The sequence below is a fragment of the Symplocastrum torsivum genome, assembly GCF_059505465.1.
Genome location: NZ_JCACKQ010000038.1, coordinates 19,991 through 34,981 on the forward strand (window position 1 = coordinate 19,991; position 14,991 = coordinate 34,981).

Annotated in this window: 10 protein-coding genes; 6 read left to right on the forward strand and 4 right to left on the reverse strand. The window is 44.0% G+C overall.

Annotation, left to right across the window (positions count from 1 at the left end; all coding sequences use genetic code 11):
- Positions 1 to 12: 12 nt before the first annotated feature.
- Positions 13 to 690 (reverse strand): 5'/3'-nucleotidase SurE, encoded by a 678-nt coding sequence (gene surE, locus AC5JL3_RS12195; RefSeq protein ID WP_496074744.1) that lies wholly within the window; start codon positions 688 to 690, stop codon positions 13 to 15.
- 303 nt (positions 691 to 993) lie between these two features.
- Between surE and AC5JL3_RS12200 the strand changes: the two genes are divergently transcribed.
- The 5 genes from AC5JL3_RS12200 to AC5JL3_RS12220 all read left to right on the forward strand — a co-directional run bounded on the left by AC5JL3_RS12200 (position 994) and on the right by AC5JL3_RS12220 (position 9,643).
- On the forward strand, positions 994 to 2,589 hold the full coding sequence (locus AC5JL3_RS12200; RefSeq protein WP_496074745.1) for a GIY-YIG nuclease family protein: 1,596 nt from the start codon (positions 994 to 996) through the stop codon (positions 2,587 to 2,589).
- A gap of 467 nt (positions 2,590 to 3,056) precedes the next feature.
- A complete protein-coding gene (rbp, locus tag AC5JL3_RS12205) occupies positions 3,057 to 3,356 on the forward strand; it encodes an RNA-binding regulator (protein ID WP_496074746.1) in 300 nt (99 codons plus the stop codon).
- A gap of 341 nt (positions 3,357 to 3,697) precedes the next feature.
- The gene (gene rbp / locus AC5JL3_RS12210) at positions 3,698 to 3,991 is read left to right on the forward strand and encodes an RNA-binding regulator (RefSeq protein ID WP_192217998.1); all 294 of its coding nucleotides are present in this window, start codon (positions 3,698 to 3,700) and stop codon (positions 3,989 to 3,991) included.
- 168 nt (positions 3,992 to 4,159) lie between these two features.
- On the forward strand, positions 4,160 to 5,965 hold the full coding sequence (locus AC5JL3_RS12215) for a serine/threonine protein kinase (RefSeq protein WP_496074747.1): 1,806 nt from the start codon (positions 4,160 to 4,162) through the stop codon (positions 5,963 to 5,965).
- 162 nt (positions 5,966 to 6,127) lie between these two features.
- On the forward strand, positions 6,128 to 9,643 hold the full coding sequence (locus AC5JL3_RS12220) for a GAF domain-containing protein (RefSeq protein WP_496074748.1): 3,516 nt from the start codon (positions 6,128 to 6,130) through the stop codon (positions 9,641 to 9,643).
- A gap of 287 nt (positions 9,644 to 9,930) precedes the next feature.
- Here AC5JL3_RS12220 and AC5JL3_RS12225 read toward each other — a convergent pair whose 3' ends face one another.
- The gene (locus AC5JL3_RS12225; protein WP_496074749.1) at positions 9,931 to 11,538 is read right to left on the reverse strand and encodes a sodium:solute symporter; all 1,608 of its coding nucleotides are present in this window, start codon (positions 11,536 to 11,538) and stop codon (positions 9,931 to 9,933) included.
- A 232-nt stretch (positions 11,539 to 11,770) separates the two neighbouring features.
- Here AC5JL3_RS12225 and AC5JL3_RS12230 point away from each other — a divergent pair, with 232 nt between their 5' ends.
- A complete protein-coding gene (locus AC5JL3_RS12230; RefSeq protein WP_496074750.1) occupies positions 11,771 to 12,826 on the forward strand; it encodes an oxidoreductase in 1,056 nt (351 codons plus the stop codon).
- Positions 12,827 to 12,865: 39 nt separating this feature from the next.
- On the opposite strand, the gene AC5JL3_RS12235 is transcribed toward AC5JL3_RS12230, so the two are convergent.
- Together AC5JL3_RS12235 and AC5JL3_RS12240 are read right to left on the reverse strand one after the other, a co-directional pair.
- Positions 12,866 to 13,249, reverse strand: a complete 384-nt coding sequence (locus AC5JL3_RS12235) for a hypothetical protein (RefSeq protein ID WP_496074751.1) — start codon at positions 13,247 to 13,249, stop codon at positions 12,866 to 12,868.
- Between the two features lie 290 nt (positions 13,250 to 13,539).
- Positions 13,540 to 14,991: CHAT domain-containing protein (locus AC5JL3_RS12240; RefSeq protein ID WP_496074752.1), on the reverse strand; the 1,452-nt coding region annotated here is incomplete at its 5' end.

A 14,991-nucleotide genomic window follows, 5' to 3' on the forward strand; every position in this document is an offset into this window, starting at 1 on the left:
GCTCTTTTTGCCTCAAACTCGTAGCTGAGTGACGGCAATGCAACCAGAGAAGCAGACATCTACGTCAGTTCCGGGAATGCGCTTTCGTTTTCCGTATTCCCCAACGTAGTAATAGTTATCCCCTTCAACTCGGTAATTTACAGGTAACGGTTGCGTACAGGGTTGACAAAATACCACTTCTGGATCTGGTGAACCGGGTTCTAGATGGGGCAAATTGACATTCCAGAACGTTCCGGGTTCAATTGGGCGAGTGAGTAAGTCAGCCAACACCTTAGCCGTACACCGTGCGGCGACATCCCAGTCTACAATCAGTGGTCTTCTAATCCAGTGGGAAACGGCAATACCTGGAATACCAAGCATTGCAGCTTCGCGGACAGCGGCGACGGTGCCTGAAATGTAAACATCAACCCCCATATTGCCGCCAGCGTTGATACCAGAGAGTACCCAACTTGCCTCAGGACAAAGATGACTTAGGGCAAGGCGAGTGCAGTCGGCGGGAGTCCCTGCGATCGCATATTCTGTATCTGAGCGACGCTGAACTTGGATTGGTTTAGTTGTTGTTACCCGATGACCACAGCCTGACCATTCTAGTTGCGGCGCGACAATTATACCTTTGCCATCAATTGCCTTAAGAAGCGATCGGATTCCGGGAGCGTCTATCCCATCGTCGTTGGTTAGGATTAGGGTCATAAGTAAGTTGCTATGGACGCAATCGACAACACCGATACTCCAGCATATCTGCAAACCTCAAGCTTAGAAACTTCTATGAGAGTCACTGCTTGAGGATTATCCCCTGATAGTTGGGGTTTCCTGTCATTACTGTAAGAGGTTATGTGTATTTCTAAGGAAGCGATTGTGATGTTATCAGTGAGTCAGATTGTCGCCACTCTGCTTCACCCCTTGGAAGAAAAGCTATGAAACGCAGTTACAGTAGCTAACTAAGTCGGGAATATTAGCTATAGAGACTTCACCTAGCAACTAAAGCATACAAACATGAACGCAGACGAATATATCCTGCAATTATGTCATATAGCTCTAAAGAGCAGAGAGCTACTTCCAGAACAATCGGGAATATACTACGTCCTAGATGAGAAATCTATAATCTGGTACATAGGACAGGCAAAGAACCTGCGTATTCGATGGGCAGGCGAGAGCCACCACAGGCTTTATCAGCTACAAAAGCAACGGAAGAAGCAGCTTACAATCTACTACGAGCTAGTTGCTAAATCGCAGCTCGATGCTATAGAACGGCAGCGAATCGAGCAGTACAACCCACAGTTGAACGGAACTAAAGTTAGCAAAAAGAAGCTACGTCCAACAGAGACGCTGTTACGGGAAATGCTAATTATCCTTGCACCATACAGCTTTGTACTGGGTGTAGAATATCCACGAAAAGAAGACCTTAAGTTCATCGAAGATTCTATCTATTGGCAAGATGAGTGGAGAGTTCAGAAAGCAGTGTTATCTCTTAATGTGATACACGTTTGTATAAATTTAAGTGAGTTAGGAGAAGCTATCAAAGATAAAGACTGGCTGTCAATGTGTCGTTTCCTTAGAAAAGTTTTCAGGAAGCGCAGCAACTATTCAGGCAACTGGGCTTGTAAAGGAAAAATAAGTTATGAATACTCAGGTATGTTTTTTCTGAGAAGGCTGTTAGTTAATGGCTTTGCTATAGAAGTCTATGTAACTAACCAAGAAGCCGTGGAACTCATTAAAGGCTACGAGTTAACTCAACTTGCTGGAGTAAAAATTCGGTCTATCAGTGACTCATCTTTAGCTGTAATAAAAAACAGGTGCCAGCTAAGAGTTGTAGGAATGTATGTGTATTCTGACTATCAAAACCAGCCATACGATCAATATCGCCGCTCAGCTATAGAAAGACTCTATCCATATAAGGAAGATTTGGTTAAACTGTTGTTTAACGAAGACCTAGACACAAACAAACTACAAATATCCCCAATAGAGAGCCAGACTACAGACGAGAACAATCCTGGTCTTCCTGTTAGGTTAGCTAACCTTACTGCAAAAAAAGAATATCTCAGGTCACTGTTGACGGAACGTGGTCTTAACTTAAACCGTTATCAGGTCAACAAGTACTTAGAAAGAATACCAACAGATGACAGCTATATTGATAGTCAACATGATAGGAGGATGACTGTATATGTGAAATCTTTTGGGTACAGCGACCTTCGTAAACCTATTTACTACTCTAGCCATATTTATGGTAGCAAAGGTCACAGTTACCAATCGCAAAACTTGCTTGATTGTCCCTACGAAGAAGTCTACCTAGCATCCACAGTAGACAGAGCGTTTTGGTTGCTGCTAGAAACTTATTTGTCGGATTTTGCCAAAGTAAAGCTTAACGAAGAAGAAGGGTATATAGATAAAGTGTATATATCTGCTAGAAAATTCTTAGTACCTGCTAGGCTGACTATCACCTTAAATGGGAAGTGGAAAGCAGACATTCCCTTTGGTTCTAAAGATAATATGTCAGGCAGCGAAGTTGCAAACATCATTAAAAGTCGTTTACAGGAAAGCGGAATGCCTCAGCTAAAGTTCTCATTCCAATCTGAGTCCACACGTACATAGGGGTAGAAGAGTATCTATCTACTAAAATGGGCTGAAATTCTTTCCAGTCCTCTGAGCGAGGACTTTCGCTATCAGCCAAGGGTTTAAACCCTTGGCGAGTGAGTGGGACAACGGCAAGATAGGCGATGAGTCACTTGAGCGATAACCGCTTTTCTTTCTATTCTTCATCTAAAGGCGATCGCTTTCATTTTGAACTAGTTCTGGGTTATGCCAATACTGTAGGAATTTCTCTCTTCGGAGCATTGCGATCACCTTACCAAAAGAAGTCAGTAGCTGATGAAAGATTAAAATTTTATAACACTTTTCTAAGTCTGTCCCAGAGAGCTTACAGCGTGTTAGCTTAGTGAGTGAGAATAAATTCGGTTGCAGTGTTTGTTTCTAGTATTCATAGGCATTTTCCTTTTGGTCAGTACAGGCTTCTCTCCGAAATCTAAATCTCTTCACCCCTCTGATTTTGGAGACAGTTTATGTCAATTTATGTAGGCAACTTATCTTACGATGTCACACAAGAAGACCTCAATGGTGTTTTTGCAGAATATGGTACGGTCAAGCGGGTTCAGCTCCCTACTGATCGTGAAACGGGTCGTCTTCGCGGCTTTGGATTTGTAGAGATGGATACAGAAGTTGAAGAAACGGCTGCCATTGATGCACTTGATGGTGCGGAATGGATGGGTCGTGACATGAAAGTTAACAAAGCGAAGCCTCGTGAAGACAGAGGTTCGTCTGGTGGTGGTCGGGGAAACAACAGCTTCTCTGGCCGCTACTAAACGAAAGAGGGTAAACCCTCTGAGTCTGAATAGTTGAACATAAAGGAAAAGGCTTAAGTAGAAATGCTTGAGCCTTTTCTCTTTGAGGCTTGCGATCGCATTACCAGAGCAAAGGATTAAATTTATTGCACTCTGGGTAGAGTTAGTAACTGATGAAATATTAAATCTTTATGAGAGTTGTCTAATTCTGGTCTAGAACGTTTAGACCGTGTTAACTTGTAAGCGAGAATGAATTCGGTTGCAGCGTTTGTTTCTAGTCTTGAAAGTTTTTCCCTTTTGGTCAGTACAGGCTTCTCTCCGAAATCTAAATCTTTACACCCTCTGATTTTGGAGACAATCATATGTCAATTTATGTAGGCAACTTATCCTACGATGTCACACAAGAAGACCTCAGCAGTGTTTTTGCAGAATATGGCACAGTAAAGCGGGTTCAGCTACCCAGTGACCGTGAAACAGGTCGTCTGCGCGGCTTTGGATTCGTGGAAATGGAAACAGAGGCAGAAGAAGCAGCGGCTATTGAAGCACTAGATGGTGCGGAATGGATGGGTCGTGACCTAAAAGTTAACAAAGCGAAGCCTCGCGAAGACAGAGGTTCGTCTGGTGGTGGACGGGGAAACTTCTCTCGCCGCTACTAAGCCCAAGAGGATAAACCCTTTTAGTTTCAGTCGTTAAATGCCAGGGAAGAAGGCTTAAGTAGAAATGCTTGAGCCTTTTTTCTTGGAAGCTGAGCGATCGCTCTTCACTTAGCCCGTGTAGGCGTTAGCGCTAGCGGCTCCGCAGGAGCATCACCTCACCTTAAGATAATGCACGAGCATTCAACCTGCGACCCTCAGTGCGACTCTTCTTCGTTTCTTAGTAGAATCGAGTGGCACTGTGTACCGGATGTGATTGTGCATCAATCTGTTGCAGAAGCAGTTCATTGCATTAATCCCGATTGTCCCCGTCCTTATCCTCAGCCTTGGGGTAACAAGTTTTGTAATGGCTGTGGAGCAGCGTTGCGGCTAAATGACCGCTACGTTCCGCTTCAGCGTTTAGGGTCAGGGGGATTTGCGACTATCTACACCGTTTGGGATTTACACAAGAAATCAGAGCGAGTACTCAAGGTATTAGTAGAAACATCACCGAAAGCATTGCAGCTATTTGAGCAAGAAGCCGCTGTTTTAGCCCGTTTGAAGCATCCCGGCGTTCCGAAAGTTGAGGTCGATAGCTATTTCCTCGTGACATTGCTGAGTCCCAAAGAACGGTTGCTTCCCTGTCTGGTGATGGAAAAAATCCACGGTCAGACCTTGCAGGATGTTCTGGATAAGCATCCTCAGGGCTGTTCAGAGGAATCAGTCCGAGATTGGCTCTACCAAACTGTCGAGATTTTACGGGAATTACATAACTCTGGCATTATTCACCGTGACCTCAAACCCTCAAACTTGATGCTGCGTGAACGAACAGGGCAGCTAGTCGCGATCGATTTTGGGGGGGCAAAACAAATTGGCTTGATGCCCTTGGGTTCTCAGGCTGTTTCAACGCGGCTAATTTCTCCAGGCTATAGTCCACCAGAACAGATTACAGGGGAAGCAGTCGGGCCAGCGGCGGACTTCTATGCACTGGGTCGAACAATGATTCAGTTGCTGACAGGTCAAGAGTTAGGAAATTTACAAGACCCTGTAACAGGTGAATTTCGCTGGCGTCATTGTGCAGCAGTTAGTCCGGCATTAGCTGACTTGCTCGATCAAATGGTACGCATCGACCCCCAACAACGACCTGCAACGGCTGATGAGATTCAGCGGCGTTTGGCGATGACTCCAGTCCTCAAGCCGAAGTCTCCTTCAGCAACACCTTTACCTGAAGCGATCGCAATTGCTGTAGATACAACACTAGAAGTAATAGAGGGTGCGATCGCATCTATTGGTGAAGGCGTTCTGGGAATTGTCGGTTTCGTATTCCGAGTCATCACTGGAACTGTCCTCGCTTGTGTGGATACAACCTGGGAAATGGTACTAGGTGGCGTTGGGGCCACAGTTGGCGCAGCCGTTGGATTTACGTTAATTAATTGGACACCACTAGGCGATCGCTTTGCAGATTGGCTTTCTCTACAATTGCCGCAGTTCTTGCCTAATATCCAGGTAACGGCGTGGCAAGAACTACTTTTGTTTGCGATCGCGGGTTTAGGTACAGCCGCAGGTTTGACGCTAGCTGGAGGTTTTGGTCAACAACGGCGTCCTATAGTTGCTGGATTAATGGGCATTCTTGGTTATGGCATTGGCTGGTTGATTTGGCAAGCGGCAGTGCCATTTGCTCCCGTAGAGCGGTTACTAGGTTTAATTACCGCCGTTGCTGTTGCGCCTCTTGTCTTAGGCTTAGGCTTGCCTAGCCATTACCTCGTTCATGCCATAGTTGCCGCAGCAGGTACAGGTACAGTTCTTGGCGGTTTAGTCTGGTTAAGGTTCTTACCTGCCGATTTTCTCGTTAATCTGTTTTCTCACGCTGATGCGAGTTTGGCAAATCTTATCAACAGTCTTGCTTTTTTCTGCTTGTGGGCTGCCTTACTAGGATTCTGGTTAGGGGTTAGTTATTACCTTTTAGTACCTGTGCTGCGTTGGCTAGGTTGGCGTTGATATTCGCTTTGTTGTTTGTTCTTTGCTAAAGACTACGAATAACAACTAACCAACAACAAATAACACTTTTATATCCAACTCAGGATAGATGTACGCTACGCCACAATAAAAATGGAAATAGGATTAGTTATCGAGGATACCGTGTTCTCAACACAAAGCACTATGAGTACCGAGCTAAATCCAACCTATAGTTATAAAGTTGGTGGGCATTTGCCACTTGATGCTCCTACCTATGTAGTGCGGCAAGCTGATTTTGACCTTTATGAAGGACTGAAAGCTGGAGAGTTTTGTTATGTACTTAATTCCCGGCAGATGGGGAAAAGCAGCTTGCGGGGGCGAACGATGCACAAGCTACAAGCAGAAGGAATTGCCTGTGCAGGGATTGACCTGACGAAGATTGGTAGCCAGGATATTATCCCAGATCAGTGGTATGCAGGAGTGATTAGAAGTCTAGCGAGAGGGTTCACTCCCCTGTGTCCTTCTCTCTTAAGGGGAGATGAAGGAGGGTTCAATTTACGAACTTGGTTAAGCGATCGCGAATATCTGTCTCCTGTTCAGCGCTTAAGCGAGTTTATTGAACAGGTATTACTCACTTCAATTAGCCAAAATATTGTCATTTTTATAGACGAAATTGATAGTACCCTTAGCTTAAATTTCAAAACTGACGACTTCTTTGCATTTATCCGGGCTTGTAATGAATATCAACGCCTAACGTTTGCTCTCCTCGGAGTAGCAACACCCTCGGATTTAATCCAAGATAAAAAGCGGACACCCTTTAATATCGGTCGGGCAATTGAATTACAGGGCTTTCAATTAGATGAAGCACAGCCTTTAGCCAAGGGATTAGCGCTAAAAGTTGCCAATCCCCAAGCGGTACTGGAAGCGGTATTAGATTGGACAGGAGGGCAACCGTTTCTTACCCAAAAGCTGTGTAATATCATCTTCCACTCTGATTCAATAATTCCAGGTAGAGAAGCAGAGGGCGTTGCCAATCTCGTACAGTCACGACTCATTGAGAATTGGGAAACTCAGGATGACCCTCCGCATCTGAAGACAATTCGCGATCGCATTCTCCGAATTGGTAAACGCACGGGCCCTTTACTAAAGCTTTATCGGCAAATTTTGCAACAAGGTTCAATCATTGCTGATGATAGCTCTGAACATTTAGAATTACGCCTTTCTGGGTTGGTCGTCAAGCGACCGGGTTCAGATGAACACCAAGGCTATCCCTGTTTAAGTGTTTATAACCGCATTTATTCCTCTATATTTAACTGGAGTTGGCTAAACAAGGCACTAGCCGATTTTCAGCCAGATTTTTTAGAAGTTGTTGCCAATCAAGAGCAAAAACTTTTGTCCATGCTAGGAGTCATGGATGGTAAAAACTTTGATGATATTCTTTATGAAATTTTGGGTTCAGTAATCCTGAAAGTTGGAGAATTACTCCATGTAGATCAAACGACTATTTTCTTGATTGACGAGGAAAAAAATGAGATATGGTCAATTTTGGCTAAAAACCAAAGTGGCAGTTCTCCAGAAGTTGAAATATCAGCAAATCGAGAGATTGTTGGTCTAGTTGCCACCTTGAAGGAAATGGTTAACATTCCTTTCTACTTCTCAGAAAATCTATCTAGTGTTAGCCAAAACAAAGCTAAAAGAACAGGCTACCATACCTATACTTTACTAGCGCTACCACTGTTGAATGAAAAGGGCAATTTAGTTGCTGTTGTTCAGTTGCTCAATAAGCTAAAAATAGATACTAATCCCAACGCTCCACTTTTAGATAGAATTGATAAAAAAGGGTTTACAGAAGCAGATGAAAAGCAGTTTGCTGAATATGCACCTGCGGTTCAACGAATTCTCGAACGATGTCAGTCTTGTTATAAATTAACTCAAAGACTCCAAGCCTCAGAAGCACTGACAGAAGCAACGAGATCGCTTTCTCAGAGTAGCCTAGACTCCGAAGAAATCCTTGGGCGAGTCATGGAAGCGGCAAAGAAGCTAATGAATGCTGACCGCAGCACACTGTGGCTATTAGACCGCGAGGTGGGTGACCTATGGACAAAAATCCCTCAAGCTGATGGTTCAGTCAAAGAAATGCGTGTACCCATGGGTATTGGTTTTGCTGGAAAAGTTGCAGAATCTGGTGAGATTTTGAATATTCCCTTTGACCTTTACGATCATCCTGATTCAGCTAATTCCAAAAAATTTGACCAGGCTACAGGCTATCGAACTTGTAGCTTGCTCTGTATGCCCGTTTGGAGTCCCGATGGTGAATTATTAGGTGTTACTCAACTCGTCAACAAACGGAAACAAGGCGAGTTTCCTGAGTACAACCCAGCAGATTGGCCCACAGCACCAGAATGCTTTAAAGCCAGCTTCGATGCCAATAGTCAAAAATATATGCAAATCTTTAACGCTCAAGCAGGTGTAGCGCTGCAAAATGCTAAGAAGTTTGCCACGGTTAAACAAGAGTCAGAAACTCAGCAACAGAACGTCGTCAGCCAAACCTTGGCGATGCTCAATCGGGTGATGGAAAATGATGGCTTTGATGATATTCTCGATGCGACATTACGTTCGATCACAATCAAACTAGGAAAATCCTTAAGTGCAGACCGAACAACAATTTTTTTATTAGATGAAGAGAAAAACGAATTTTGGTCAATTATTGCTGAGGATGAAAATGAAGGTGAAGGTTCCCTAGAGATTCGGATTCCTGCCGACAAAGGGATTGTTGGTGAGGTGGCACTACGCAAACAATTGATTAATATCCCCTTCGATTTCTATGATGATCCACGCTCAGTGACAGCTAAAGAATTTGACAAGAAAAATGGATACCGTACCTATACGATGTTGGCATTGCCACTCTTAAATGAGCAGGGTGGTTTAGTAGCGGTTGTCCAGTTACTCAACAAGTTAAAACGGGGATATAGCCGAATCGCTCCTCTATCAGAAAAAATTGACCAAGAGGGCTTTACACAAACTGATGAAGAACGATTTGCAGAAAATGCCCCATTAATTGAAATGATTCTAGAAAGCTTCCGTTCCTATCACAAAACAGCGAGAGGACAACGAGTAGCCGCAGCACTGATGGCAGCAACACGTTCAGTCAGCCAGAGTAGTTTGGAACTCGAAGAAATTCTCAACCGGGTGATGGAAGCAGCGAAGAAACTAATGAATGCTGACCGTAGCACGTTATGGCTTTTAGATCATGACGCTGCTGAATTGTGGACAAAGATTCCTTTTGAAGATGGTTCATTAGGAGAAGTCCGTGTACAGGTTGGAGAAGGCTATGCAGGTAAAGTTGCCGAATCTCACAAGCCTCTGAATGTTCCCTTTGATCTCTATGGTTACCCAGGTTCTGAGACAGCTAGGAAAACTGATCAAAAGAGTGGTTATCGCACTTATAGCTTGTTGTGTATGCCAGTTTTTAGCCCTGATGGTGAGTTGATTGGTGTCACTCAATTAGTGAATAAGAAGAAGCCCGGTGATTTTCCTGAGTACAACCCAGCAGAGGGAATAGAAGCGCCGCATTACTTACAAATCAGTTTTGATGAAAGCGATCAAAAATATATGCAAATATTTAACAATCAAGCTGGCGTTATTCTTCAGAATGCCGAATTGCTAGCCGCTGTCAGACGACAGGAGGAAACACTGCGAGATCAACTTACTGCAACATAAGCGAGTTTATTTGGGGTTCTTCTTGTTCTTTAGAAATACAAGGCTGTGCGTATGCCGCCGTAAAAGTAGCTGAAGCGATTGGCGAGCACAATTGATTTCCTCCTCTACCAAGCTGGAATTTGGGAAGAAAACGCTTTTGAGTCAACGTATTCTTTTAAAAAATCAACACGGAGGAAATGGAGCAGATTACGTTAATAAGAACTAAGAAAAAGGAAGAGGACAAAAGAGATTTTTCTCTCTTGTCCTTTTTAGAAGACGTACTACGTCATTACTAAATCTGCTTAGCCTTATCCGAAAGCAACGGGGCTAAAGACAACCCAAAAGACGAGTACAACACCAGCTAAGACCATGCTGTAAGTGACGTTGCGCTTGTGGGTTTTGGAACTGCCTGCAGGTTTCATCAGTTTATCGTCTGTTTCCTCAAAAATACTTAAGTTGCTTCTGGTAGGAGCCGCCGTTCTCAGGCTGACTGCGACCAAGATGACGACAGAAAGAACAAACAGGAGAATTGCAAAGTGTAGGAAATTAATGCTGGCATACATCACCAATGGCTTCCAGGTAATCCAACCTGCTTTTACTCCTAGCTCTGAAATAAATCGGATTGCCCCAAGGATAAAGCCGCTAATTAGAGTGGCAAAAGCCCCTTTCCCATTAGCGCGCTTCCACAAGAGTCCCAAGAGAAATACTGCCGCAATCGGAGGAGAAATATAGGCTTGTACAGATTGCAGATAGACATAAAGCTGATTGCTCATCAAGCCGATGAAGGGAAGCCAAAGTAAACCAATTGCAACTAGCGCAATCGTTGAAAATTGCCCAGCCCGAACCAGTTCACGCTCACTGGCATCAGGTCGCCACTTTTTGTAAAAATCCATGACTGCCAGCGTAGCACTGCTATTAAAAACGCTGGAGAGTGAACTCATTAATGCCGCTAGCAACCCAGCAATAACTAATCCTCTAATTCCCGGTGGTAGTAGTTCCGTAACTAACGTAGCGTACATTCTGTCGGGAGCGACATCAGGAAAAAGAACTCTACCAGCGACACCTGGCAAGACGAGGATAAAGACAGGTATCAGCTTCAAGAAACCAGCAAAGATGGTTGAGCGCCGAGCCGTTTCGATGTTACTGGCCGCAAGTGTCCGTTGAACAATCATTTGGTCAGTACACCAATACCAGACTCCTAAAATTGGTGCCCCAAATAGAATGCCAGTCCAAGGGAAATCAGGGTGATTAACACTTTTCCAAAGATTGAAGAACTCTGGTTCAACCCCTTGGAATAATGCACCAAGCCCGCCTACTCTCGCAATAGCAGTAGCGGTTAAGATAATGCCACCACCAATGAGAATGAACGCCTGCAAGAAGTCGGTGTAAATTACCGCACGCAAGCCACCAAAGATTGTATAGGCACCTGTTGCGACAATTAAAACGATCGCACCTACCCAAATGTTCCATCCTAGAATGGTTTGCAAGACGAGTGCGCCTGCGTAAACGGCTACGCTAATCTTGGTGAAGACATAAGCTACCAAAGAAACAGCCGAAAGATAGGTGCGGCACTGGGAATTAAAGCGCCTTTCCAGAAACTCTGGCATGGTAAACACACCAGTCCGTACATAAAATGGCACAAACAGCCAGCCTAGAAGTAGCAGCATAAAGCAGGCAATCCATTCAAACTGCCCAACTGCTAAGCCAGAACTAGCACCACTACCCGCTAGTCCAATAAAATGCTCGGCAGAGATGTTACTTGCAAACAGGCTAGCGCCAATCGCCATCCAGCCAATATTGCCACCACCTAAGAAGTAGGATTTACTACTATCCTGACTTTCTTTACTAGACCAATAACCAATTCCCGCTACCGCAACAAAGTAGGCAACGATCAAAAACAGGTCTATGCCGCTCACTGCAGCACCTCCTTTATTTGTTATAAAATTTGACAAAAAAAGCTATAGGGCTGTTTAATTGCCCCTAAAAAACTTCAACAGGTAACATTTTTCTGTCGTCCATCAAAAGAGTGGCTTTCGCATTTGCAACTGAAGAAAGGCCACTATCCTGTAATAATAACGACAGCCAACGAATCATCTTTTTATTTTTTTATCTTTGTTAAATTAATTAATAATTGGGGTTCAAGAACGTATGAATCATCAGCTCAATGTAGGACTGATTGGGTTTGGGATGTCGGGACGGGTGTTTCATGCACCGATGATTAATGCGGTTTCCAAGCTAAGGCTGGCAAAGGTTGTAGAACGACAGAAAGAAGAATCAAAACGCACCTATCCTTGGGTAGAGGTTGTCAAAGATATAGATGATGTCTTGAATGACGAAGCAATTGATGTGGTTGCGATCGCAACTCCTAATTCCTCTCATTTTGAACTTACCAAAAGAGCGCTTTTAGCCGGAAAACATACTGTTGTTGATAAACCATTTACTATTAATTCACACGAAGCACAGCAATTAATTGATTTAGCTAACCAAACAAATAAACTGTTAAGTGTATTTCAAAATCGGAGATGGGATAGTAGTTTTAAGACAATTCAACAAGTTATAAATCTAAACTTAGTTGGAGAATTAGTAGAGTATGAAGCACATTTTGACCGCTTCAAAAATCAAATCAAACAAAATGCTTGGAGAGAAACCAGTGAACTCGGTTCAGGGGTACTCTACGACCTAGGTACACATTTAATTGACCAAGCACAAGTCCTCTTTGGTTTACCCAAATGGATTACCGCCGACATCCGGACGCAACGGAAAGGTGGAGTTGCAGATGATAGTTTTGAATTAATTCTTGACTACAACCAACTGAAAGTTACTTTAAAATCTGGGATGTTGATCAGAGAGACAGGAGCAAGCTTCATCTTACACGGCACTGAAGGTTCTTTTATCAAATATGGTCTTGACCCACAAGAAGATGCCTTAAAGCGTGGCGAGACACCTTTAAATACCCAAAATTGGGGACAAGAACCAGAGGAAGAATGGGGACTACTCAATACGCAGCTAAAGGGCTTGCATTACCGTGGGAAAATCGAAACCATTGCAGGTTCCTATCAGTCGTTTTATCAAAATATTTATGATGTTATTGCCAACGATCAGGAGCTGATAGTCAAGCCGGAAGAAGCTAGAAACACAATCCGTATCATTGAGTTAGCATTCGAGAGCAACAGGCAAAAGCGTTCAATAGAGTTTTCTCTTTAACTTTCAGCAAGCTTTTAAGCTTGGTAGCCACCGATTTAGTTAATCGTGAAATACTATTCGTTTCTTGGCTACAACTTTGCCGTCTGGATCGAAGTTAATTTGATACTGAATCCAGGCAAGATCGCATAGGAGCGAACAGCGACCATCATTCCCATAAGACCATGTAGACTGCGACATTAAGTCAGAGTTACCAAAGGATTCAAGATTTCTATGTAAGGGATTGCCTAGTAACTCTAATACCTTAGTTCTCGTCATTCCTGGCGTTATGTTGTTAAAGTCGGTTTCTGAAAATTCTGGAGGAAGTATAGTATCAAGGGTGGGATAGAGGGAAAAGTAGCTTTCTGTATGCGTGTACATATAGGTGCATACATAGAGGATAAGTAGTAATATGCCTGAGCCAAATATCTTAGGGATTAATTTCATAAACGTCCTCCTTTTGCGACTCAAACGGAACTCGAACTTGTAATAGGAAAAGGCGATATGCGATCGCCTTTTCCAAAAATTATCTCTTCAATCAACAGCGCAAATCCAAACAATAACTCTTGTAGAGTAGGGTAACGCTCACCTACCCCTGTGTCTTGGTGGTAGGGCAAGAAGGCAATGCACAAGAAACCCGAAACCCTAATTTTTCTATGTCTTAGCCTGACTTGTACGCTACAACCTACTACCTAACACCTAACACCTAACACCTTGACATGGGAATGTAAAACAGCTTACCAAGGACTGCCCACCATCGTAAAGCTTGCCCAATAGTAAGGATGTTTCAAATCTTTGTCTCCCATCCTTACTAATTCTGGTGGTAGAGGTAATGTTTTAGAGGTAGTAACCAGTTGACCTCCTTGGATCTGCACTTGTCCCTTAAGCATCGCGAGTTGAGTCTGTCGTAGTGCCTCCGCCTTAATGGGTGCTTGCCTCAACTGTTCGTACATTTGGGTCATTAGCCCCAATGTTCCTTCATCACTCACAGACCACAAACTCGCTAAAACCGATTTTGCTCCAGCTTGCACCGCTAGCCCTGCAAACCCTAACTCCGCTTGCTCATCTCCCAATGCCGTTTTACAAGCGCTGAGTACTAAGAGTTCTACGGGTGGGTTATTCCAGCCCAATTGAGACAACTGATCCAGACGCAGTTTAGTATCCCATAGTTGAATGTAAGAGTTCTTGGGGGCACCTGAGCGAAAAACAGCATGGGTCGCTAGGTGAATGATGCCATACGGTCGCTGCTTGCGCTGTGCTTTGAGGTTCTGTAGGGTAAAGGCATCATCAAGGAAAGACTCACCTTTCCACAGAGACGAAGTAATCGTCGATAACTCCACTGGCACAGCCGGTAAAGGCCTTAGATCAGTAAATTTCTCTGCTCCCATTGCCAGAACCTGTGCGTCTTTAATATCCGTGTAGCTGGTGTCGGTGAGGGTCAGGCTAGGTAGTAAACCAACACTGTATTTCTCAATGAGAAACTCTTGACCATCATAGAGGGCAGCTATAGGAAGAGAGCGCAAGCCAACATCCATGACGAAGCCAATATTTTGGATACCTTGTGCTTTTAACTCGGCTTCAAGAGGGGCAATCATCCATTGATAAAGTTGTTTCCCTGGAAATAGATAGTCATCTTTACTGCGAACATTAGTCACTTCCAAGCGCAACTGATCAGCAACTCTGAGGACTTTAGCACGAGTTGTTCCTTCTACTCGCTTGCGAATCGGTGCGCCCGTAGAAGTCACCAATACTAATTCCAACTGGTATTCAAAATTGCGGATGTTGGAGTTGAGGCTTGCGGACGAGCTACTATTTGCCTCATCCTGGGTAAGCATCTGAGGCACAAACGTGACATAGATGACAGCTGGTTTAACGCCAGTCGCTTGCTCAATGTTTTGAAGAGTAGTTTGGCTGCTTGACAAAGTTGCGTTTGCCGACGGAGCCTTAAGAGACTTTCCAAAATATTTCTCAAATTGAGAAGTGAAAAAGCGATCGCGCGTTTCCACGATGTCAGCTACGTCTTCCGCTGAAGACACCTCCTGAGTTGCTGGTTGTTGTAATGAATTCGCCAACAGGGAGTTATTTGTACTGGTATTATCTCCTGGGTCTGGGTTAGTGTCCGGGTCTGGGTTAGTATCTGGGTCTGGGTTAGTATCTGGGTCTGGGTTAGTATCTGGGTCTGGGTTAGT